This window comes from Nitrospirillum viridazoti CBAmc (assembly GCF_000730165.1).
Lineage (GTDB): Bacteria > Pseudomonadota > Alphaproteobacteria > Azospirillales > Azospirillaceae > Nitrospirillum > Nitrospirillum viridazoti.
On the sequence record NZ_CP022110.1, the window covers coordinates 2,436,522 to 2,458,953 of the forward strand.

At 69.2% G+C, this 22,432-nt stretch carries 22 protein-coding genes; 10 read left to right on the forward strand and 12 right to left on the reverse strand.

Annotated features, from left to right (window positions below; all coding sequences use genetic code 11):
• The first annotated feature begins 25 nt into the window (after positions 1-25).
• Positions 26-502, forward strand: a complete 477-nt coding sequence (locus tag Y958_RS11180; RefSeq protein WP_088872036.1) for an RNA pyrophosphohydrolase — start codon at positions 26-28, stop codon at positions 500-502.
• A 209-nt stretch (positions 503-711) separates the two neighbouring features.
• On the opposite strand, the gene Y958_RS11185 is transcribed toward Y958_RS11180, so the two are convergent.
• The 6 genes from Y958_RS11185 to Y958_RS11210 all read right to left on the reverse strand — a co-directional run bounded on the left by Y958_RS11185 (position 712) and on the right by Y958_RS11210 (position 7,023).
• Positions 712-1,572 carry an acyl-ACP desaturase gene (locus tag Y958_RS11185; protein ID WP_244909267.1) on the reverse strand — a complete coding sequence of 287 codons (861 nt, stop codon included), beginning with the start codon at positions 1,570-1,572 and terminating at the stop codon, positions 712-714.
• A 411-nt stretch (positions 1,573-1,983) separates the two neighbouring features.
• Positions 1,984-2,409 carry a F0F1 ATP synthase subunit epsilon gene (locus Y958_RS11190; protein WP_088872037.1) on the reverse strand — a complete coding sequence of 142 codons (426 nt, stop codon included), beginning with the start codon at positions 2,407-2,409 and terminating at the stop codon, positions 1,984-1,986.
• 77 nt (positions 2,410-2,486) lie between these two features.
• Positions 2,487-3,926, reverse strand: a complete 1,440-nt coding sequence (gene atpD, locus Y958_RS11195; RefSeq protein WP_088872038.1) for a F0F1 ATP synthase subunit beta — start codon at positions 3,924-3,926, stop codon at positions 2,487-2,489.
• A 44-nt stretch (positions 3,927-3,970) separates the two neighbouring features.
• The gene (locus tag Y958_RS11200; protein ID WP_088872039.1) at positions 3,971-4,861 is read right to left on the reverse strand and encodes a F0F1 ATP synthase subunit gamma; all 891 of its coding nucleotides are present in this window, start codon (positions 4,859-4,861) and stop codon (positions 3,971-3,973) included.
• A 72-nt stretch (positions 4,862-4,933) separates the two neighbouring features.
• Positions 4,934-6,463, reverse strand: coding sequence for a F0F1 ATP synthase subunit alpha (atpA, locus tag Y958_RS11205; RefSeq protein ID WP_088872040.1), 1,530 nt, complete (start codon positions 6,461-6,463; stop codon positions 4,934-4,936).
• Positions 6,463-7,023, reverse strand: a complete 561-nt coding sequence (locus Y958_RS11210) for a F0F1 ATP synthase subunit delta (RefSeq protein WP_088872041.1) — start codon at positions 7,021-7,023, stop codon at positions 6,463-6,465. Before Y958_RS11210 ends, atpA begins: the two co-directional genes overlap by 1 nt.
• 301 nt (positions 7,024-7,324) lie before the next feature.
• Here Y958_RS11210 and Y958_RS11215 point away from each other — a divergent pair, with 301 nt between their 5' ends.
• Complete coding sequence (locus tag Y958_RS11215; RefSeq protein ID WP_088872042.1) at positions 7,325-7,660, forward strand: hypothetical protein; 336 nt, start codon at positions 7,325-7,327, stop codon at positions 7,658-7,660.
• A gap of 215 nt (positions 7,661-7,875) precedes the next feature.
• Here the strand turns inward: Y958_RS11215 and Y958_RS11220 are convergent, their stop codons facing one another.
• Positions 7,876-8,787 (reverse strand): diacylglycerol/lipid kinase family protein, encoded by a 912-nt coding sequence (locus Y958_RS11220; protein ID WP_244909268.1) that lies wholly within the window; start codon positions 8,785-8,787, stop codon positions 7,876-7,878.
• 242 nt (positions 8,788-9,029) lie between these two features.
• Here Y958_RS11220 and Y958_RS11225 point away from each other — a divergent pair, with 242 nt between their 5' ends.
• The 6 genes from Y958_RS11225 (at position 9,030) to Y958_RS11250 (ending at position 15,416) form a co-directional block, all read left to right on the forward strand.
• The gene (locus tag Y958_RS11225; protein WP_244909269.1) at positions 9,030-9,863 is read left to right on the forward strand and encodes a UDP-2,3-diacylglucosamine diphosphatase; all 834 of its coding nucleotides are present in this window, start codon (positions 9,030-9,032) and stop codon (positions 9,861-9,863) included.
• Entirely contained in the window at positions 9,860-10,930 is a 1,071-nt protein-coding gene (locus Y958_RS11230; RefSeq protein ID WP_088872044.1) for a glycosyltransferase family 4 protein, read from the forward strand. The genes Y958_RS11225 and Y958_RS11230 overlap by 4 nt, the downstream gene beginning before the upstream one ends.
• 108 nt (positions 10,931-11,038) lie before the next feature.
• On the forward strand, positions 11,039-12,331 hold the full coding sequence (locus tag Y958_RS11235; RefSeq protein WP_088872045.1) for a 3-deoxy-D-manno-octulosonic acid transferase: 1,293 nt from the start codon (positions 11,039-11,041) through the stop codon (positions 12,329-12,331).
• Entirely contained in the window at positions 12,328-13,308 is a 981-nt protein-coding gene (lpxK, locus tag Y958_RS11240; RefSeq protein ID WP_088872046.1) for a tetraacyldisaccharide 4'-kinase, read from the forward strand. Before Y958_RS11235 ends, lpxK begins: the two co-directional genes overlap by 4 nt.
• A gap of 80 nt (positions 13,309-13,388) precedes the next feature.
• Positions 13,389-14,306, forward strand: coding sequence for a lysophospholipid acyltransferase family protein (locus Y958_RS11245; protein WP_145727864.1), 918 nt, complete (start codon positions 13,389-13,391; stop codon positions 14,304-14,306).
• A gap of 213 nt (positions 14,307-14,519) precedes the next feature.
• Positions 14,520-15,416, forward strand: coding sequence for a lysophospholipid acyltransferase family protein (locus Y958_RS11250; protein ID WP_186291160.1), 897 nt, complete (start codon positions 14,520-14,522; stop codon positions 15,414-15,416).
• Positions 15,417-15,444: 28 nt separating this feature from the next.
• Here the strand turns inward: Y958_RS11250 and xseA are convergent, their stop codons facing one another.
• Positions 15,445-17,088, reverse strand: coding sequence for an exodeoxyribonuclease VII large subunit (gene xseA / locus Y958_RS11255; RefSeq protein WP_088872602.1), 1,644 nt, complete (start codon positions 17,086-17,088; stop codon positions 15,445-15,447).
• A 60-nt stretch (positions 17,089-17,148) separates the two neighbouring features.
• Between xseA and purD the strand changes: the two genes are divergently transcribed.
• Together purD and Y958_RS11265 are read left to right on the forward strand one after the other, a co-directional pair.
• Positions 17,149-18,456, forward strand: coding sequence for a phosphoribosylamine--glycine ligase (purD, locus tag Y958_RS11260; RefSeq protein ID WP_088872049.1), 1,308 nt, complete (start codon positions 17,149-17,151; stop codon positions 18,454-18,456).
• A 69-nt stretch (positions 18,457-18,525) separates the two neighbouring features.
• A complete protein-coding gene (locus tag Y958_RS11265) occupies positions 18,526-19,449 on the forward strand; it encodes a tetratricopeptide repeat protein (protein WP_088872050.1) in 924 nt (307 codons plus the stop codon).
• 98 nt (positions 19,450-19,547) lie between these two features.
• Here the strand turns inward: Y958_RS11265 and Y958_RS11270 are convergent, their stop codons facing one another.
• The 4 genes from Y958_RS11270 to Y958_RS11285 form a co-directional block, all read right to left on the reverse strand.
• The gene (locus Y958_RS11270; RefSeq protein ID WP_088872051.1) at positions 19,548-20,225 is read right to left on the reverse strand and encodes a hypothetical protein; all 678 of its coding nucleotides are present in this window, start codon (positions 20,223-20,225) and stop codon (positions 19,548-19,550) included.
• 32 nt (positions 20,226-20,257) lie between these two features.
• Positions 20,258-20,692, reverse strand: coding sequence for a nucleoside deaminase (locus Y958_RS11275; protein ID WP_186291322.1), 435 nt, complete (start codon positions 20,690-20,692; stop codon positions 20,258-20,260).
• Positions 20,693-20,790: 98 nt separating this feature from the next.
• Positions 20,791-21,702 carry an alpha/beta fold hydrolase gene (locus Y958_RS11280; RefSeq protein ID WP_088872053.1) on the reverse strand — a complete coding sequence of 304 codons (912 nt, stop codon included), beginning with the start codon at positions 21,700-21,702 and terminating at the stop codon, positions 20,791-20,793.
• A gap of 75 nt (positions 21,703-21,777) precedes the next feature.
• Positions 21,778-22,416, reverse strand: a complete 639-nt coding sequence (locus Y958_RS11285) for a TetR/AcrR family transcriptional regulator (RefSeq protein WP_088872603.1) — start codon at positions 22,414-22,416, stop codon at positions 21,778-21,780.
• Positions 22,417-22,432: the final 16 nt, after the last annotated feature.

The following is a 22,432-nucleotide window of genomic DNA, read 5'->3' on the forward strand; positions in this document are numbered from 1 at the left end:
GATTCCCTTCTGAAGAGCCCGCCCCATGACGAAGCCGGTCGACCCCAGCACCCTGCCCTACCGCCCCTGTGTCGGCATCTGCCTGCTGAACGCCCAAGGCCTGGTGTTCGTCGGCCAGCGGCGCGACACCCCCGGCGCCTGGCAGATGCCCCAGGGCGGCATCGACAAGGGCGAGACGGCGGCGGAAGCCGGCCTGCGCGAGTTGATGGAGGAGATCGGCACCGACCAGGCAACGATCCTGGAGGAAACGGCCGAGTGGCTGCGCTATGACCTGCCGCCCGAGTTGGTGGGCGTGGCGTGGAAGGGCAAGTACCGCGGCCAGAAGCAGAAATGGCTGGCCTGCCGCTACACCGGCCAGGACAGCGACATCAACCTGGAAACCGACCATCCCGAGTTCGACGCCTGGCAATGGGTGCCGCTGGAGCGCACGGTGGACCTGATCGTCCCCTTCAAGCGGGAAATCTACACGCAGGTGGTCGCCGCCTTCAGGCACTTGATTTGAATTGCCCTCAGGCGCCGGACGCGGGCGTCCGCCCGCTGGGCTTCCTCCCTTTTCAGTCCGCTAATGCTCCCCGAAAAGGTCCGGCGGCTGCAGTCGCAGCCTACAACGGCATGAACGAAAGGCTCATGCCGTTGGCCTGAAACTTCCAAAACAAAAACGCCGCCCCGGTCACCCAGGGCGGCGTTTTTGTTCTCAGCGCGGAAGAGGCGTCAGGCGGCCAGCGGGGGCACGCCGGCCTTCTTCATCATGCGCTTGTAAGCGTAGCGCGAGGCGACGTCGTGCAGCCAGCCTTGGGGCTTCAGGCCGCTGGCCTTGAACACCATGGCGACCATGCGGTCCAGGTGGTGCGGGCGGTAATAGCTGTAGGCCCGGCGCACGTAATTGGCGAAGGCCGTCTCGCGGTGATAGGGCGCACCTTCGTCGGCGTTGGCGGCGTGATAGGCGAAGGACAGCTCGTCATCCTCCGTCTCGTTGATGCGCGAGAGGGAGATGCGCAGGCGGCCGAACTTGCCCAGGCGCTCCTGGGTCAGGTAATCGCCCAGGTAATCGTAGAACAGCTTGTAGTGCCGGAATTCGTCGGCCGCGATGTGGCGGCAGATCTGCTTCAGCACGGGCTCGTCCGTGGCCTCGGCCAGGGCGGTGTAATAGCTGCTGGTGCCGGTCTCGACGATACAGCGCGCCACCAGTTCACCGGCGCGGGAACCGCGCACCGACTGGCTGACGTCGATGTCGATCTTGTAGCCCTCGCGGAAACGCGTCACCGCCGCCTGGAAGTTCCAGCTGGGGTCCACGCGCTCAGCCCAGGCGCCTAGGGCCTCACCATGCTGCACTTCCTCAACGGCCCACTGGCGGGCCGTCCGGCAGAACTCCGTGTTGTCGGCGAAGACATTGCACAGGTAGTCGGCGTAGCTGTCGCCGTTGTATTCCACCAGGGCGGCGGCCTTGATGAGCTTCAGGATATCGGGGTTGACCTTGGACCGGTCCAGCTTGTCCCAAGGCAGGCCGGCAACCGTCCAATGACCGTTGCGGCTTTCCGTAGCCCGAGATTCCGTGCCGTTGACGTCTGCCATGCGCGTTCCGTTCTTCGTGCCCCAGGGCCGGCGCCTTCGCTTCCGGGTGCCGGCATCCGATGACCATTATACGGGCCCGATGCTGCCGCCGTGCCCCCACTGCGACGATCGAGCCCCACCCAATTCGAAAAGGTCCGCCCGGAAACAAGAAAGCCGGCGGGCTTTTCATGATGCCCCACCGGCCGGTATGCCACAAATTCGTAACACCCGCCAAGCTCGGCACAGCGCCAAGCTAGCACGATGCCGCCGATTGGCAAAATGCCCACCCGCCAAAGGCGGGAACTATTGTGCTAAATCAAGGGACTGAGCTTACGTCCTAGAGGCCCTGCCGAAGGGCGAAGGGGGCTAGGCACGATGACCTAGCCCCCTTCGGACCTCTGCGATTCGCTCTCAACTTCCCAGGGCCAGCCCTTAGTGGGCGGCCGGGCCGGTGCTGAGGGCTCCCAGCTTGGCCTGGGCGACCAGCAGCTTGGCCTCCGCGGCGCGCTTCTCGACGTCGTTGGCGGCGTCGGCCACGTCCTCGGCCAAGTCCTTCACCTGCTGTTCCACCGCCGCGCGGTCCAGGGCCGCAACCTCGACAGCCTCTTCCGCCAGCACGGTGCAGCGCGTCTCGGTCACCTCGGCGAAACCGCCGGCGACGAAGATACGGTTGCTGATCGTGGTGATGCCATCGAGGTAGATGTCGATGACGCCCGGCTTCAGCGTGGTGATCAGGGGGGCGTGGCCCGGCAGGGCGCCCAGGTAACCTTCAGTGCCCGGGACGACCACCATGTCGACCGGCTGGGAAACCAGCAGCTTCTCCGGCGACACCAGCTCGAATTCAACCTTATCGGCCATGATGGGGCTTCCGTTCAGCGTCTTACGATAAGGGACGGAAAGGGATTCCCCCTTCCGTCCCGGTACTACTCAGGCGATCAGGCGGCCTCGGCGGCCATCTTGCGGGCCTTCTCGACGGCTTCCTCGATGGTGCCGACCATGTAGAAGGCCGCTTCCGGCAGGTGGTCGTACTGGCCGGCCACGATGCCCTTGAACGCGCGGATGGTGTCTTCCAGGCTGACCAGCACGCCGGGCGTGCCGGTGAACACTTCGGCCACGTGGAAGGGCTGGGACAGGAAGCGCTGGATCTTGCGGGCGCGGGCGACCGTCAGCTTGTCCTCTTCCGACAGCTCGTCCATGCCCAGGATGGCGATGATGTCCTGCAACGACTTGTAGGTCTGCAGCACCTTCTGCACCGAACGGGCCGTCTGGTAGTGCTCTTCACCCACGACGCGCGGATCCAGCGCACGGGAGGTGCTGTCCAGCGGGTCCACGGCCGGGAAGATGGCCTGTTCGGCGATGGCGCGGCTCAGCACCGTCGTGGCGTCCAGGTGGGCGAACGAGGTGGCGGGGGCCGGGTCGGTCAGATCGTCGGCGGGCACGTACACGGCCTGCACCGAGGTGATCGAGCCCTTCTTGGTGGAGGTGATGCGTTCCTGCAGGGCGCCCATGTCGGTGGCCAGCGTGGGCTGGTACCCCACCGCCGACGGGATGCGGCCCAGCAGCGCCGACACCTCGGCACCCGCCTGGGTGAAGCGGAAGATGTTGTCGATGAACAGCAGCACGTCCTGGCCTTCCTCGTCGCGGAAGTATTCCGCGATGGTCAGGCCGGACAGGGCGACGCGGGCGCGGGCCCCCGGCGGCTCGTTCATCTGACCGTACACCAGCGCCACCTTGGAGCCGGGGCCGTCGAGCTTGATGACGCCGGACTCGATCATCTCATGGTACAGGTCGTTACCCTCGCGGGTACGCTCGCCCACGCCGGCGAAGACCGACACACCACCGTGCGCCTTGGCGACGTTGTTGATCAGCTCCATGATGGTGACGGTCTTGCCCACGCCGGCGCCGCCGAACAGGCCGATCTTGCCACCCTTCAGGTACGGGGCCAGCAGGTCGATGACCTTAATGCCCGTCACCAGGATCTGCGCGTCGGTCGCCTGCTCGGCGAACTCGGGCGCAGAACGGTGGATGGGGTAGGTCTTCTCGGAGGCGACGGCACCGCGCTCGTCGATCGGCTCGCCGATGACGTTCAGGATGCGGCCCAGCGTGGCCGGGCCGACCGGCATGTTGATGGGGCTGCCGGTGTCGCTGACGGCGCCGCCACGCACCAGACCGTCCGTGCTGTCCATGGCGATGCAACGGACGGTGTTCTCACCCAGATGCTGGGCGACTTCGAGCACAAGGGTCTTGCCCTCGTTCTGCGTGTGCAGGGCGTTCAGAATGGCGGGCAGTTCGGCCTCGAACTGCACGTCCACCACGGCGCCCAGCACCTGCGTGATACGGCCGACGGCGTTGGTCGCCTGGTTAGTCGTAGCCATGGGGTAAGCTCCCTCGGACCCTTGCGAATGTTGTCGTGGCGCCGTCAGACCGCTTCAGCACCGGAGATGATCTCGATCAGCTCCTTGGTGATGAAGGCCTGGCGCGTGCGGTTGTAGTTAAGCGTCAGCTTCTTGATCGTGTCGCCGGCGTTGCGCGTGGCGTTGTCCATGGCGGTCATCTGCGCGCCGAAGAACGAGGCCGAGCTTTCCAGCAGGGCGGTGTACACCTGGATGGAAAGGTTGCGCGGCAGCAGGTCGTTGAGGATGTCCTCCTCCGACGGCTCGAACTCGTAGATGGCCTTGGGCTCGGTGGAGGTCGGGGCCTCTTCCGTCGTGGCCGCCACGGCGAACGGGACGATCTGCTGAACGGTGACGATCTGCGTCATCGCCGACTTGAACTTGTTGAAGATGATGGAGGCGACGTCGAATTCACCGGCGTCGAACAGCTCCAGCACCTTGTCCGCGACCTGGGCCGCGTCGGCGAAGCCCAGGCGCTTGCCGCCCAGGTTCTCGTAGCTGTGGACGATCATCGAGCCGAACTCGCGACGCAGCAGGTCGCGGCCCTTGCGTCCCACCGTCAGCAGCTTCACGGTCTTGCCCTCGCCTGTCAGACGGGTGACCTGGCGCTTGGCCTCGCGGACGATGGTGGCGTTGAAGCCGCCGCATAGGCCGCGGTCGCCGGTCAGGACGATCAGCAGATGCGTCTTGTCGGAACCGGTGCCCGCCATCAGCTTCGGGCCCTGCGCGCCCGCCGGCACGTTGGCGGCGAGGGAGGAGAGCATGCGGCCCATGCGCTCGGCATAGGGACGCCCGGCTTCGGCCTGTTCCTGGGCGCGGCGCAGCTTGCTGGCCGCCACCATCTTCAGGGCCGAGGTGATCTTCTGCGTCGACTTGACGCTGTCGATCCGGATCTTGAGGTCCTTAAGGCTGGGCATGCCGTGCCTTCACTTCCTAGGGAGACTTGGGCGGGCGGCGGCCATGACGGCGCCGCCCGCCGTTTGCGGGGATCAGGCGAAGACCTTGGAGAAGCTCTCCAGGAAGGCCTTCAGCTTTTCCTCGGTGTCCTTGCTGATCTGCTTGTCGGTGCGGATCGCGGTCAGGATGTCCTGGCCCTTGCTGCGGATCTCGTCCAGGAAGCGCGCCTCGAAGCGGTTCACGTCCTCGACCTTCACCTTGTCCAGGAAGCCCTTCACGCCGGCGAAGATGGAGACCACCTGCTCTTCCACCGGCAGCGGGCTGTACTGCGGCTGCTTCAGCAGCTCGGTCAGGCGGGCACCGCGGTTCAGCAGGCGCTGGGTGGCGGCGTCCAGGTCCGAGGCGAACTGGGCGAAGGCGGCCATTTCGCGGTACTGGGCCAGTTCCAGCTTAATGGTGCCGGCGACCTGCTTCATCGCCTTGATCTGGGCGGCGGAGCCGACGCGGCTGACCGACAGGCCGACGTTAATGGCCGGGCGGATACCGCGGTAGAACAGGCCGGTTTCCAGGAAGATCTGGCCGTCGGTGATGGAGATGACGTTCGTCGGGATGTAGGCCGACACGTCACCCGCCTGGGTCTCGATGATGGGCAGGGCCGTCAGCGAGCCGGCGCCGTAGCCATCGGCCATCTTGCAGGCGCGTTCCAGCAGGCGGCTGTGCAGGTAGAACACGTCGCCGGGGTAGGCTTCGCGGCCCGGCGGACGGCGCAGCAGCAGGGACATCTGACGGTAGGCGACGGCCTGCTTGGACAGGTCGTCGTACACGATCAGGGCGTGCATGCCGTTGTCGCGGAAGAACTCGCCCATGGCGCAGCCGGTGTAGGGCGCCAGGTACTGCAGCGGCGCCGGCTCGGACGCGGTGGCGGCCACGACGATGGAGTATTCCATCGCGCCGGCTTCCTCCAGCGTCTTCACGATCTGGGCGACCGTGGAGCGCTTCTGGCCGACGGCCACGTAGATGCAGTAGAGCTTCTTGGATTCATCGCCGCCGGCGTTGATGCCCTTCTGGTTGATGAAGGCATCGATGGCAACGGCGGTCTTGCCGGTCTGACGGTCGCCGATGATCAGCTCACGCTGGCCACGGCCGACGGGCACCAGGGCGTCCACGGCCTTCAGGCCGGTCTGCATGGGCTCGTGCACCGACTTGCGCGGGATGATGCCGGGGGCCTTCACCTCGACGCGCTTGCGCACGACGTCGACCAGCGGGCCCTTGCCGTCGATGGGGTTGCCCAGGCCGTCCACGACGCGGCCCAGCAGGCCGCGGCCCACCGGAACCTCGACGATGGCGCCCGTGCGCTTCACCGTGTCGCCTTCCTTGATGGCGCGGTCGTCGCCGAAGATCACGGCGCCGACGTTGTCGGCTTCCAGGTTCAGGGCCAGGCCCTGAATCCCGCCCGGGAACTCGACCATCTCACCGGCCTGGACCTTGTCCAGGCCATGGATGCGGGCAACACCGTCGCCGACCGAGAGCACCTGGCCCACTTCAGCAACATCGGCCTCGGTGCCGAAATTCGCGATCTGCTGTTTCAGGATCGCGGAAATCTCTGCGGCGCGGATTTCCATCAGCCCACCCCTTTCATGGCGATTTTCAGCTTGGTCAGTTTGGTGCGCACGGAACTGTCGATCATGCGCGATCCGACCTTAACGATCATGCCGCCCAGCAGCGTCGGGTCGACGCTGGCGGCGACGGAGACTTTGGAGCCCAGGGCCTTCTTGAGCGCGTCGGTCACGGCCGACAGCTGCTCTTCCGTCAGCGGGCGGGCCGAGATGACGGTGGCCGTCTCTTCGCCGCGGCGCTGGGCCAGCTCGGCAAGGAAGGCGACGATCATGCCGTCGAGGGCGAAAAGCCGGCGGTTCTGGGCGACCAGACCAATAAACTTGCGCACAAGCTCGGACGTGCCCGCCTGTGACAGCACCGCCTCCATGGCGCGGGCCTGCTCGGCACGCGACAGGACGGGGCTGCGCACAACGCGACGCAGGTCTGCGCTTTCGGCGAGAACCTGCTTGAGCGACGTCAGGTCCTGCGCGGTTTGGTCCAGCGCCTTCTGCTCGTCGGCAAGGTCGAACAGCGCCGCCGCGTAGCGGGCCGCCAGTCCGGATACGACTGTGCCTTGGGATGCCACCTGGAAACCTCGGTTAATCCGCAGACCTGAAGGATTTCAGGGCCTTAGCAATGTGGGTCCGAACCGGGCAAAAACCACCCCGGCGTCGGGCGTCGTGCACTTAACACAGGATGTCGCAGGGCGCAACTCCATCACTCCATCCAAAGCATACTATCCCACGGGTGAGCAGCCCGCTTTAAGGCGCCATTAACAGTTGGGGCCGCATAGTCCCCTCAACGCGCCAAAGCCACCCGGCGCACTGACGAAAAGTCCGGAACCTTCCGGGCGCCTCCGATCCAGGGTGGCAGAGTGCTGGTGAGTCATGACTGTCGTCCCCTTCTCCTCTGCCCGCTTCACCCCCTTCGATCTGACCGAGTGGAACAGCGTCGCCCAGCCCAAGCTGGAGCGGGGCCTGTGGGAAACGGTCAGCCGCCACACCGCGCCGGACCATGATCAGCTGATCGTGCGCTTCCCCAACCTGGACCGCCCGGTCTTCCGGTTCGAGCGTGATCGCCGCGGCACCTATCGCCTTTACTTCAACGACCGCCGCGGCTGGTACTGCATCGGCACCGGCGAGAGCGCCGAGGAATGCCTGTCCGTGTGGCGTGGCCGCGTGCCGCGCGCCACGGCCGAGGCCGGCGCGCAAGCGGGCCGCTGAGCGTCCGCCGCTATACTAAAGAACGAGGGGGCCTTGGGCCCCATCGGAGCCTGAGTTGCCTGATGAGAACCCAATTTTAGGTGGCCTGAGGTTTATAAAGTCTTGGAGTCGCGTACCGGTCGAGTGGCCTAGCGTTGCCTGGAACCAGAGTTGCCTGAACACCGGCTTCAGTAGCGTTGCCTGATTTGACGCCAGGGGGCAGACCAGCGCCCCCTTCAGGGCAGACGGGACACGGGGCGGAGCGGCGGCGCCAGCACACGGAAAGGCGCCGCCGTTTCCATATCCACCGGCAGCCGGGCGATGGTATCGCCATCCCCCTGCACCGGATCGCCAACCGGCCCCTCAATCCGCACCCGCACCGCCGGCACCACGCGGTACCCCGATCCCCCCTTCGCTTCCGTCCAGCGGGCCAGCCGGCCCGTCACCAGCGCCGCGCCATAGCCCAGCGCCGCCAGCCGCCCGCCCGCCTCGAACAGGCAGACGTGGAAGCCACTTTCGTCCAGCCGGGCGTCGGGCGCGCAGACGAAGCGGCCACCATAGAAATGACCCTTGGCCACAATGCAGGACGCCGCCTCGTGCTCGCGGACATGGCCGGCCGCGTCCGTCGTGATCACGCGATAGCGCGGGCTGGGCCAGCGCGCGATCTGCGCCAGGCTTTCCAGCACATAGGCGCCCTTGCCGATCCGGCGCTTCACCCCGGGATCCACCCCCTCCACCACATGGGCGTCCAGGCCCACGCCGGCCATCATCGTGAACAGGCGGCCGTTGGCGCGCCCGGCATGGATGGTGCGCGGCACCGCGCCCGCCAGGGTGCGCGCGAGCTCGGCCACGCCGGACGGCAGGTCCAGCTCCGCCGCCAGCACATTGGCCGTGCCCAGGGGGATCAGGCCCAGGGGGGTCAGGCGCGGGCCCGGCGGCGACCGGGTCGCCGCCGCCAAAAGGCCATTCACCACCTCGTTGATGGTGCCGTCGCCGCCCGAGGCCACGATGGCGTCGGGGATGCGCCCGTCCGTCAGCGCGCCGGAGGCGGCCAGGCCGGCTAGGCGCTCGGCGTCGCGCGGACCGGTGGTTTCCACCACCGCCACGTCGGCCCCGCCCTGGCGCAAGGCATCGACCACACGCCCCATCAAGCCCCGCCGGCGACGGCCCGCCACAGGATTGTGAATGATCAATAGTCGGCGCGCGGGCGCGGACACAGGTTCCGTGACAGCCAAGTGAAGGGCGGAAGACATATTTATGAATGCCCCGTGAATATATGGTGAATTCCTTGAACTTTCCTTCATCACCATTTGTCTTGCCCTACATGCTGCGGTATAGCCCTGTCAACATTACTATTGATTGTCTGCGTGGGTCATCTCGGGGGCGTAGCATGGAGACGGACATGGAGACGGAACACGAGGCCCCGCGGCGGTACCGCAGCATATGGCTCTCCGATCTGCATCTGGGAACCCGCGGTTGCCAGGCCGACATGCTGCTGGATTTCCTGAAGCACACCGAGTCGGAATACCTGTACCTGGTCGGCGACATCGTCGACGGGTGGCGCCTGAAAAAGGGCTGGTATTGGCCGCAGGCCCATAACGACGTGGTACAGAAGGTGCTGCGCCGGGTGCGCAAGGGCACCAAGGTCTTCCTGATCCCCGGCAACCATGACGAAGTCTTCCGCGACTTCATCGGCCTGCAGTTCGGCGGCGTCACCATCCTGGAGGACGCGGTCCACACCACCGCCGACGGCCGCCGCTTCCTGGTGCTGCACGGCGACCTGTTCGACGCGGTGGTGAAGTACGCCAAGTGGCTGGCCTATGTCGGGGACAGCGCCTACACGGTGCTGCTGACCCTGAACACCTGGCTGAACGCCGCCCGCCGCCGCTTCGGCTTCCAGTACTGGTCGCTGTCCGCCTACCTGAAGAACCGCACCAAGAAAGCGGTGGAGTTCATCGGCAATTACGAGCAGGCGCTGGCGGACGAGGCCAAGCGCCGGCAGGTCGACGGCATCATTTGTGGCCACATCCACCACGCCGAGATGCGTGACATGGGTGGTGTCCTCTACTGCAACGACGGGGACTGGGTGGAATCGTGTACCGCATTGGTCGAGCACGCCGACGGCACGCTGGAGATCCTTCATTGGGCGGACGAGGTGCGCAAGCGCGCGGCGGCACGCCAGCCTGGGCAGCCGGGCGGGACGACGCAGAAGGCTGCAGCGTGAAAATCCTGATTGTCACGGACGCCTGGCACCCCCAGGTGAACGGCGTGGTCCGCACCCTGACCACGACGCGCGATGAATTGCGCCAGCTGGGTCATGAGGTCGAGGTCATCGCCCCGGACCGCTTCCGCACCGTGCCCATGCCGACATATCCGGAAATCCGGCTGGCGCTGAAGCCCGGCGCCCGGCTGCGCCGCATGATCGACGAGATCGCGCCCGACGCCATCCACATTGCGACGGAAGGGCCCCTGGGCCTAGCCGCGCGGCGCTATTGCCTACGCCGGCGCATCCCCTTCACCACCGCCTACCACACGCGCTTCCCGGAATACGTCCGCGACCGCTTCCCCATCCCGCTGCGCCTCAGCTACGCCCTGGTGCGCCGCTTCCATGCGCCCGCCTCGGCCGTCATGGTGGCGACGCCGTCCATCGAGAACGACCTGGTGGACAGGGGCTTCCGCAACATCAAGCGTTGGTCGCGCGGCGTCGACACCGACCTGTTCCGCCCGCGAGAGAAGGACTTCCTGCCTTTCCCCCGCCCCATCTTCATGTATGTGGGCCGGGTGGCGGTGGAGAAGAACATCGAGGCCTTCCTGTCGCTGGACCTGCCGGGCACCAAGGTGGTGGTGGGCGGCGGCCCGCAGTTGGACGACCTGAAGGCCAAGTACCCGGCCGCCCAGTTCGTCGGCCCCAAGCATGGGGAAGAGCTGGCCAGGCACTATGCCGCCGGCGACGTCTTCGTCTTCCCCTCGCGCACCGACACCTTCGGCCTGGTGCTGCTGGAGGCACTGGCCTCCGGCGTGCCGGTGGCGGCGTACCCGGTGCCGGGGCCGCTGGACGTGCTGGCGGGGTCGGACGTAGCCGTGCTGGACGAGGATTTGCGCAAGGCCGCCCTGGCCGCCCTGGAGATTCCAGGCGACAAGTGCCGCCGCCACGCCCTGACCTTCTCCTGGTCCGCGTCCGCTGCGCAGTTCCTGAACAACCTGCGCCCCTTCCGCGGCCATCCGGCCCTGGACCCGGTGCCCGTCCTGGACCCGGCCCCGCAGGCCGACGAGACCAAGAAGGCCAGCTGACCGTAGGGGTTCCCGCGTTCATTGAAGACGGCGCGGACCCGGTGCTAGGGTGGCGGCGACCGTGGCGGGCCGCCCCGCCGCCCTATCCGTTCCCCTGACACGATCGGCATGCTGGAAGCGCTTTATCGCGGGCTGACCGCCCTGGCCGGCCCCGCCGTCCGCCGCCTACTGGACCGGCGGCTGGCCGCCGGCAAGGAAGACCCCCACCGTCTGCCCGAGCGCCTGGGCCATGCCGGCCTGCCCCGCCCCCCTGGCCGGCTGATCTGGCTGCACGCCGCCAGCGTGGGCGAATCCATGGCCGTGCTGCCGCTGATCGACCGGCTGCTGACCCTGTCGCCCCGGCCCACCGTCCTGGTCACCACCGGCACCGTCACCTCCGCCACCCTGATGGCGCAGCGCCTGCCGCCGGGCGCCATCCACCAGTTCGTGCCCGTGGACCTGCCAGCGGCCGTGGCCCGTTTCATGGACCACTGGCGGCCCGACGCGGCGCTGTGGATCGAATCGGAATTCTGGCCCAACCTGCTGCGCGCTCTGCGTAAGGCCCAGGTACCCGCCGCCCTGGTGAACGCCCGCCTGTCGGCCGGCAGCCACCGCAACTGGCGCCGCGCGCCGCGCACCGCCCATCGCCTGCTGTCCACCTTCCGCCTGGCGCTGGCGCAGACGGCGACGGAGGCCGGGCGCCTGCGCGATTTGGGCCTGGCCGACGTGCGCTGCGTCGGCAACCTGAAATACTCCACCAGTCCCTTGCCGGCGGAGCCCCAGGCCCTGGCCGCCCTCCAGGCCGCCGTGGCCGGCCGGCCCGCCTGGGTCCTTGCCAGTACCCACCCGGGTGAGGATGACTTGGCCGTCCAGGTGCACCAGCGCCTGGCCCCCCGCATACCGAGCCTGCTAACCCTGGTGGTGCCCCGCCACCCCGCGCGGGGGCCGGAGATCGCCGCCGCCTTCCAGGCCCAAGGCCTGACCGTCAGCCGCCGCGCCACCGGCGCCCTGCCGGACGCCACCGACGCCGTGCACGTGGCCGACACACTGGGGGAACTGGGGCTGTTCTTTCGCCTGGCGCCGGTGGCCGCCATCGGCGGATCCTTCGTGCCGGTGGGCGGGCACAACCCCATCGAGCCCGCGCAGTTGGGGGCCGCCGTCATCTACGGCCCGCACATGCATAACTTCGCGGAGATCGCCGCGACGCTGGAGGCGGCCGGTGGCGCCCGGCGCGTGCCGGATGTCGAAGGCCTGGCTGAGGCGGTGCACGCCCTGCTGACCGACCCGGAGGCGCGCGAGGCCCAGGCCGCCGCCGCCAAGGCCGTGGCCGACGACAACCGCCACGCCGTGGACCGGGTGATGGCGGCCCTGGCGCCCCTGCTGGCCGAAGCGGGCGTGCATCTGACCGGGGATGCCCGGTGAAGGCCCCCGGCTTCTGGTATCGCCCCGCCGGGCCGCTGGCGGCGCTGTTGAGCCCCCTGGCGTGCCTCTACGCCCTCGGCGCCCGCCGGCGCCAAACCAAAGCCACGCCGCAGGACGTCGGCATCCCCGTCATCTGCATCGGCAATTTGGTGGCGGGCGGTGCCGGCAAGACGCCGCTGTCACAGGCGGTGATGCGGCACTTGCGCGCCCGGGGCCTCCAGGCCCACTACCTGTCGCGCGGCTATGGCGGCCGGCTGAAGGGCCCCCTGCGGGTCGATCCGGCCCGGCATGGCGCCGCCGACGTGGGGGATGAGCCGCTGCTGCTGTCGCGCACCGCCCCAGCCTGGATATCGGCGGACCGCCTGGCCGGCGCCCGGGCCGCGCGCGATGGCGGCGCCGAGGCCGTGGTGATGGACGACGGCTTTCAGAACCCGGCCCTGGCCAAGGACCTGTCGCTGCTGGTGGTGGACGGCGGCGCGGGCTTCGGCAACGGCCACGTCATCCCGGCCGGCCCCCTGCGCGAGGTCCTGGGTGACGGCCTGGCAAGGGCGGACGCCGTAGTGATCGTGGGTGCCGACCGTACGGGGGCCAGAGCGAGCGTGGCAGCACTCGCCCCCGCCCTGCCCATCCTGACCGCGCGACTGGTGCCGGACGCAGCCGTGGCCGCCGGGCTGGCCGGCCGGCCGGTCCTGGCCTTCGCCGGCATCGGCCGGCCGGGCAAGTTCTTCGACACCTGCCGTGAGCTGGGCCTGGCGATGGCGGAGGTGGTGCCCTTCCCCGACCACCACCCCTATGCCGAGGCTGAGGTCACCCGCCTGCTGGCGCGCGCCGCCGCCCTGGGTGCCGTGCCGCTGACGACCGAGAAGGACTGGGTGCGACTACCCGCCGCGCACCAAACCGCCATAAAAGCCCTGCCCGTGGTGCTGGCTTTCGACGATCCCGGCGCGCTGGAGCGTGTTCTGGGAACGGTGTCCTAGAGACCCGGATTCCCAGGGACGGGCGCGCACCTTGGCGCCCGCTGATCCGCGTATGAGCTTGTTTTGCACCAGTGGGCGCCATGGCTAAGCACAGCCCCCGGCGTCGCGCCTTTGACCGCATCCTGGGGCACCGGCTGGAGGCGGTCGCCGCCTACCTGATCTACGCCGTCCTGGGCCTGCTGCCGCTGGACGCAGCCTCCGCCGTGGGCGCCTGGGCGGGCCGCATCGTGGGGCCCCGTCTTCGCACTCACGCCAAGGTGCTGCGCCGCCTGCAACGGGCCATGCCGGAACTGCCGGAGGAGCGGCGCCGGACCATCGCCCGCCAATCGTGGGAGAACCTGGGCCGCACCCTGGCGGAATACCCCCACATCAAAACCATCGCCCGCGATTGGGACCGCCGGGTGGAGATGGTGGGGGCGGAGCATCTGCGGGCCCTGCGCGATGATGGCCGCCCGGGCATCTGCGTCACCGCGCATCTGGCCAACTGGGAACTGGCGGGGTTGGCCTGCCAAAAACTGGGTCTGCCCCTCACCATCGTCTACCGCGCGCCCAACAACCGCTGGGTCGACCGCCTGCTGGCGCGGGCGCGCCGCCCGCTGCACGCCCTGCTGGTGCCCAAGGGTCGCGACGCCGCCCGGGGCATGGTGGCCGCCCTCCGCGGCGGCGGCCATATCGGTGTGCTGCCCGACCAGAAACTGAACGAGGGCATCCCCGTGCCCTTCTTCGGCCGCGACGCCATGACCGGCACCTTCACCGCCGACCTGGCCCTGCGCTACGGCGCCCCCATCGTGCCCATCCGGGTCACGCGGCTGGCTGCGGACAAGGGAGGGGACCGGCGTTTCCGCGTCGAGGCCATGGCGCCCCTGGCCCTTAAGAGCAGCGGCGACCGCGCCGCCGACACCCGCGCCGGCATGGAGGCCGTGAACGCCGTGCTGGAGGGGTGGGTGCGGGCGCATCCCGGCCAATGGATGTGGAGCCACAACCGCTGGCCCGACTAGGGCCGAGCGCCGGCCGGACCGATCCGCCCGGCCCGCCGCGCTTGACCCGTGACAAAAAGCACCCGATAGCTTTAGCCGCCACCGGCGTTGGGACCCGGCGGCCCCCGCTTTTGTCCGCCTTGGAGGTCGTCTTTCTGGGTTCGGATAGGGTGCTATCCCCAACCCTTCCAGGACGGCCGGCCCATCGCCATGGGGACCGGCACGGGAGTTTCCATGGCCGAGCACGGTACCCAGCCCTCCTCCCTGCGCTACGCCATCGAGGCGGCGGGCATCCGCGCCCTGTTCCGCCTGCTGGGCCTGCTGCCGGCCGACATGGCATCGGACTTCGGCGGCTGGATCGGGCGCACCCTGGGGCCGCGCATCGGCGGCAACGCCAAGGTGCTGCGCAACCTGGAACGGGCCATGCCCCAGCTGGACGCGGCGGGGCGCCGGCGCGTGGCGCGGGAGTCCTGGGACAACCTGTGCCGCACCCTGGCCGAATATCCGCACCTGAAGACCATCTCCCGCGAGTGGGAGCAGCGGGTGGAGCTGATCGGGGCGGAGCACGTGCGGGGCCTGATGACCGATGGCAAGCCGGGCGTCATCCTGACCGGCCATTTCGGCAATTGGGAACTGGTGGCCATGACCGTGTTCAAGTGCGGCGCCACCATGACCGCCATCTACCGCGCCCCCAACAACCCCTCCGTCGACAAGCTGCTGGCCGAGGCGCGGGGCGAACTGGGCACCACCCTGGTGCCCAAGGGTCGCGCCTCCGCCAAGGGCATCCTGGCGGCCATGCGGGCGGGCGGCATCTTGGGCATCCTGGCCGACCAGAAGCTGAACGAGGGCATCGCCGTGCCCTTCCTGGGCCATGACGCCATGACCGGCACCATCGCCGGAGATGTGGTGGTGCGCCACGGCGCCGTCGTCGTGCCCATGCGCGTGACGCGCAAGCCCAGGGGCGCCCGCTTCCGCATCGAGGTCTTTCCGCCCATGGACCTGCCGGCGCCCACGGGCGACCGCCCGGCCGACATCCGCGCCATCACCGTGGCGGTGAACCAGCTGCTGGAACGATGGGTGCTGGAAAACCCCGGCCAATGGCTGTGGACCCACCGCCGCTGGCCGAAATAAGTTCGCCTGCGGGCATGGGGCCTTATCGTTAAAACAGGCTGCCCTGGCCGCTGGGCCGGGCCGCCGCGCGCGGCTTGGGCGCGGGGGTCGACTCGCGGGGCGGGGCCGGTGTCGGAACCGGCGCAGGCGCCCCTTCCCCGTCCAGGGTGGCGCCCACGGCGCCGTCGATGAATTCCACCCGCACGCGGCCGCCGGCAGGGGCATCCGCCACCTTGGTCACGGGGTGGCCGTCGGCGGTGGTGACCAGGGCGAAGCCGCGGGCCAGCACGCCGCGGTAGGACAGCGTCTCCAGCAGCTTGGCCTGGCCTTCCAGCCGGCGGGCGCCATCGGCCACGGCGCGGCCGAAGCTGGCGTCCAGGCGGCGGCCGAGGTCGTCGAGGCGCGCCCCGCCCTCCTCCGCCCGGCGCACCAGCGGCTGGGGCGTCAGGCGCTGGGCCAGGGTCTGGGCGCGGGTGGCGCGGTCGGCCAGCAGGCGGGTCAGGCCGCCGGACAGCCCCCGCTGGGCGATGTCCAGCCGGGCATAGGCCAGGCCCAGCACCTGGGCCGGATGGCGCAGGCCGGCGCCCAGCTTGGCCACCTCCGTCCGGTGGCGGCGGATCAGGCCGGTCATGGACAGGGCCAGACGCTCCCCCCGGTCGTCCAGGCGCTGGGCGCAGCCCTCCAACAGGGCGCGGGGATCGCCCAGGCCGCGCGCCAGTCCTTCCACGCGGTTGCGGCGCTCGGCCAGCAGGCGGTTGGCGGTCCCCTCCAGCCGGCGGCCGCATTCCATGACCTGGGCCATCAGCTCGGCCCGCACCGGCACCGCCATCTCGGCGGCGGCCGTGGGCGTGGGCGCCCGGCGGTCGGAAGCGAAGTCGATCAGCGTCGTATCGGTCTCATGCCCCACGGCGGAGATCAGCGGAATCTGGCTGGCCGCCGCCGCCCGCACCACGACCTCCTCATTGAAGGGCATGAGGTCTTCCAGGCTGCCGCCGCCGCGCGCCACGATCAGCAGGTCGGGCCGGGGCACGGGGCCGCCCGGGGCGATGGCGTTGAAGCCCTGGATGGCGCGGGCCACCTGGGCCGCCGCCTGCTCGCCCTGCACCGCCACCGGCCACAGCAACACGTGGCGGGGGAAGCGGTCGGCCAAGCGGTGCAGGATGTCGCGAATGACGGCGCCGGTGGGGGAGGTCACCACGCCGATGACGCGGGGCAGGAAGGGCAGCGGCCGTTTGCGCTGGGCATCGAACAGGCCCTCCGCCGCCAGCCGGCGCTTGCGCTCCTCCAGCATCTTGAGCAGCGCGCCCTCGCCCGCCAGCTCCATGGTCTCGATGATCAGCTGGTATTGCGAGCGGCCGGGGTAGGTCGTCAGGCGGCCGGTGCACACCACCTCCATCCCGTCTTCGGGCTTCACGGCCAGGCGCATGACCGTGCCCTTCCAGCACACGGCCTCGATCACCGCCTGGTCGTCCTTCAGGCGCAGGTAGAGGTGGCCGGACGAGACGCGCTTGGGCTGGCTGACCTCGCCGCGCACGCGGACATAGCCGAACGTCTCCTCCACCGTGCGCTTCAGGGCGCGCGACAGGTCGGAAACGCTGAGCTCGGGCAGGTTGCCGCCGGCCACGGGCGTGGCGCCGGCATAGCCGAGATCGGCAGCGGGGGGCGGGGGGGAGTCGGGGAAGTCTTGAGTCATGGCGCGGGCATGATACAAGCACCCGCTCAACAGATGGAATCGTGATCGGGGGTAGAGGCGATGAAGATCCTGGTGGTCGGATCCGGCGGGCGGGAGCATGCGCTGTGCTGGGCCATCTCAGCCTCCCCCCTGTGCGGCACGCTGTGGTGCGCGCCCGGCAACGCCGGCATCCGCGACGTGGCGAGCTGCGTGGACATCAAGGCCGACGACGTGGACGGCCTGGTGGCCTTCGCCACGTCCAATGCCGTGGACCTGGTGGTGGTGGGGCCGGAGCAGCCGCTGGTGCTGGGCCTGGTGGACCGCCTGACGGCCGCCGGCATCAAGGCCTTCGGCCCCAGCCAGGCCGCAGCCGCCCTGGAAGGCTCCAAGGGCTTCATGAAGGACATCTGCGCCAAGTACGGCGTGCCCACGGCCGCCTATCGGCGCTTCACCGATGCCGCCGCCGCCAAGGCCTATGCCACCGAACAGGGCGCGCCTATCGTGGTCAAGGCCGACGGCCTGGCCGCCGGCAAGGGTGTCGTCATCGCCATGACCCTGGAGGAGGCGCACGCCGCCATCGACGACGCCATGCTGCACGGCCGCTTCGGCAGCGCCGGCGCCGAGGTTGTGGTCGAGGAGTTCATGGATGGCGAGGAGGCCAGCTTCTTCGCCCTGTGCGACGGCACCCACGCCCTGCCCCTGGTGGGGGCGCAGGATCACAAGCGGGTGTTCGACAACGACCAGGGGCCCAACACCGGTGGCATGGGGGCCTATTCCCCCGCCCCCGTCCTGACGCCCGAGCTGCAGGATCGGGTGATGCGCGAGATCGTGGAGCCCACGGTCAAGGGCATGGCGGCGGAGGGCAAGCCCTTCACCGGTGTGCTGTTCGCCGGGCTGATGATCGTTGCGAGCCCGGAAGGACCGAAGCCACGCCTGATCGAATTCAACGCGCGCTTCGGCGACCCGGAATGCCAGGTACTGATGCGCCGCCTGAAGTCCGACATCGTGCCGCTGCTGCTGGCCACCTGCGACGGGCAGTTGGACCATGTGGATGTGCGCTGGTACGACGACCCCGCCCTGTGCGTGGTGATGGCGGCCCAGGGCTATCCGGGTGATTATGTGAAGAACACCGCCATCGGGGGTCTGGAGGAGGCTGGCAAGGTCGATGGGGTCACCGTCTTCCACGCCGGTACGAAGGCTGATGGCGACCGCGTGCTGGCCAACGGCGGCCGGGTGCTGGGTGTCACGGCCATGGGTAAGACGGTGGCCGAGGCGCAGGCCTTGGCCTACCAGGCGGTGGACCGCATCCGCTGGCCGGAGGGGTTCTGCCGCCGGGACATCGGCTGGCGCGCCCTTGAACGCGAAAAGGCCGAGCGTGAAAAGGCCTAACGGGAACAGAAGCAGGGATGAGGCGGGCGCCCCAAGCCGGGGCCCAGCCGCTTTTAGGGACAAGAGATCATGAATCGCCAGGACCGCCGCCGCCGCATCGCGGAAATCTCCAAGGACGCCAATGCCGGCGCGCCCTTCGTCAACGACATGCGCGTGGCCGCCGACCTGCATCGCCAGGGCCGGCTGAAGGAGGCGGAGAACGCCTACCGCGCCATCATCCGCATCTACGCCGCCGTCCCGGAGATCCGCGTCGCCTGGTCCAACCTGGGCGCGGTGCTGCAGGGCCTGGGCAAGCTGGAAGAGGCGGTGACGGCGCTGAAGAAGGCGCGGTCGCTGAACCCCAACCACCCGCCGCCCCACCAGAACCTGGGCATGGCCCTGCTGGCTCAGGGCAAGGTGGATGAGGCGCTGGAAAGCTTCCGCCGCGCGGTGGAGCTGAACCCGCAGTTCACCGAGGCCTGGCACGCCCTGGGCGTGGCTTCGGGCCAGAAGAACGATCTGGCCGGGGCCGAGGACGCCTGGCGCCGCACGCTGGAGCTGGACCCCAACCGGGCAGAGACCCACTTCAACCTGGGCCTGATCCTGCGCAACACCGGCCGGCTGGACGCGGCCGCCGCCGAGTTCCATGCCTGCGCCACCCTGGACCCTTCCCAAGGCGACGCCCGGCTGGCCCTGGCCGACACCCTGATCGCCATGGGCCGCGCCGAAGAAGCCGCCCAGATCATCTGGGTGCTGATCCAGACCACGCCGGCGCATCCGGTGCCGCAGCAGTTCTACGCCCGGGCCCTGACGGTGATGGCGCAGATGGGCAATGGCGACGCCGCCGCCGACCGCGCCGACCAGTGGGCCGCCGCCTACCCGGACAGCGAGGCCGCGCGGTCGGTGAAGATCGCCTTCGACACCTACCGCGCCGAGAAGGCCGCCGCCGAAGCCAAGGGTGGGGAAGCCGCCCAGGCTGAGGAAGCCGCCGCCGAAGAGAAGCCGGAAGCCTAAAGTGTGATCGGTTCAGGTGGCACCACCTGAACCGTGAATCACACGACAAAACCAAAGCTTAGAGTCTTTCTGGCGATTCAATTTAAGTCAGAAAGTCTCTAAGACCCGGTCCGGTCCCGCCGCCGCTCGCGCGATGCCGCCACCCTCAGGCCGAGGGCGCGCGGCGGCGGACGGCGGTGGGCCTCTTTCCAGCCCACCCAGCACTGGCGGACCAGCCAGCCGGCCAGCACGGCCAGCCCCAGCACGGCGGCCACCACGATGCCCCAGACCCACAGGTCGGCCCCGTGCACGATGGTCCGCAGGCCCCTGAACACCCCGGGCTGACGCCAGAATATGACGGCGGTGGCCAGGACGATAAACAGCGGCCCCAGGAGGGGTAGCAGCGGCGCCAGCAGCAGGCTGGGCGCCTGACCATATACGATGCGCAGAGGGTGGCGCACGGTCGTCCACTCGCACGACAGCGGCAGCAGCACGGACAAGGCCAGCACCGCCAGGATGGTGGTGGGAAGGAAAGCATTCACCGCCAGAGCGGTCTGCCAGCCGGCGGGGACGACGACCAGACCGGCGGCCAGCGCCAGGATCCCCAGCGCCTCCAGCCCCAACAGGGCGAACGCGCCCCGCACCGTCCACAGGATGCGCCCCTCCTGCCCCGGGCGGACCCGCAGCACCCGCATGCCGGCGTCCTTGTGGAAAGGCGTGTCGCGCACCACCTCGCCCGTCACATCGCCGCGCAAGGACCAGTAGAAGGCGCCGTAGTCGTCCCGGTAGAGCGGCATGCGGTTCCCATCTCCTTGCTGTGGCGGCGGCGTCAGCGTCGTTCCTTGAAGAAATCCTGCAACAGCGCACCCGCCCGCCGTTCCTGCAGCCCGCCATAGGTATCGGGTGCATGGTGGCAGGTGGGCTGGCTGAAGAAACGGGGGCCATGCTCCACGGCCCCACCCTTGGGATCGTAGGCCCCGAAATAGACCCGTCGCAGGCGGGCGAAGCTGATGGCGGCGGCGCACAGGGCGCAGGGTTCCAGCGTCACATAGAGGTCCAGGCCCGGCAGGCGCGGCTGGCCCACGGCGGCGCAGGCGGCGCGGATGGCCAGCACCTCGGCGTGCGCCGTGGGGTCGGCCAGCTCCTCCGTCCGGTTGGAGGCGGCGGCCAGGACGGCACCGGTGACCGGGTCGACGATGACGGCGCCCACCGGCACCTCCCCCCGCGCGGCGGCGGACGCGGCCTCGGCGAAGGCGCGCTCCATGGGGGACGGATCGGGCTCGGTCTCAAGCGGGGACGACAGCATGTCCCCAGCGTGGGGCAGCGCCGCGCACGGCGTCAAGCGGGCGGGCGGCGCATCTGTCATCCGGCGAGAAAATCGACCAGCACGGCCGCCAATTCGTCGGGCGCCTCCTCCGGCACATAATGGCCGCAGTCCAGCACCTGGGCCCGCACGTCGGCGGCGTGGCCGCGCAGGGTATCGGCCAGCACGGTTCCCACGCCGGTCCGGGCCCCCACGGCCAGAATGGGCAGCATCAGCCCTTTCCCCGCCCGCGCCTTCGCCCGCGCCAGTTCTGCCGGCCGGAAAACCTCGCGATAATAGGCGAAGGTAGAGCGCAGGGCGCCCGGCAGGGACAGCACCCGCACGTACTCGTCCAGGTCGGCCGGCCCGATGGCCCAGCGCCGCAGGGCCTTGGCGTTGAACAGATGGCCGAGGTAGGCGCGCTCCCGCCCCTGAATCAGCAGTTCCGGCAGGTCGTCCAGGCGGTTGAAGGCGAAGTGCCAGGTGCGGGCGTTGGCCTCGTCCGACGGTATGCCAGGCGGTGGCGGGGGCGTGATGCCCGGCAGGGCTGCATCCACCAACGCCAGGCGCCGCACATCCCCGGGCCAATCGGCGGCATAGGCTTGGCCGATCCAGGTGCCGACATCATGGCCCACCACGTCGAGGGGACCCGCCTTCAGAAGGCCCAGGACGTCGACCAAGCCGTGCATGTCGGCCGCCGCCGTGCCCAGGTCATATCCACCCGCCGGCCGATCCGATTCGCCAAAGCCACGGGGATCCACGGCGATGACCCGCCGCCCGGCATCGGCCAGCAAGGGCATGACATGGCGCCAGGCGTACCAGCTTTGCGGCCAACCCGGGATCAGCAGCACCGGCGGCCCCTGCTGCTCGCCCTCTGGCCCACCCTCGACGTAGTGCAGGCGCACACCGTTGGCGGTCACCAGGCCGTGTCGGAAGCGTTGCCAGAAGCGATCGGCGTTGAAGGATTGCATGGGGGTATTTCCTTTTTCGGGAATGATCGTTTCCTAATTTGGTGCCGTCAATGCGGCAACGATGGCGGGCCGCCTTCAATCCAGCAGTCTCAGAGCGTTGTCCGCCAGGGGTGCCATTTCCGCGCGGTCCCGCCCCGTCTTGCCGACGACGCGCATCCCCTGCAGCACGCACAGCAGCAGCCGGGCGGTGACCATGGGATCAAGATGCGGGGCGATGGTGCCATCGGCCTGTCCTTCGGCGACAAGGTCGGCCAGCCGCCCCTCGTTCAGGTGCAGCACCCCGGTCACCCGGGCCGCGATTTCCGGATCGGCGGTGGCGAGGTCCACGGCGCCGGCCACCACCAGGCACCCCCGGCGGCCGTCCGCCCCATAGCTGCTGCCGGCATAGAAATCCAATACCGCCTTGATCTTGGCCCGCCCAGTGGGAGCGCCCTCCAACACGGCGCGCAACCGATCGGTCCGCAAGGCCACGTAGCGGTCGAAGGCGGCCAGGAACAGGCCGCGCTTGTCGGTGAAGGCTTTGTACAGGCTGCCGGCGGTCAGGCCCAAGGCTCGGGTCAGGTCACTGATGGCAGCACCCTGATAGCCGCGCTCACTGAACACCGCGATGGCGCGGTCCAACGCCAGGTCGGTGTCGAATTCGCGCGGGCGGCCGGGGCCAGGACGGCGGGGAGAGGATGGGGCGGTCATGGCGGCATAATAGGGAACGATCATTTCCGAATCAAGCGCA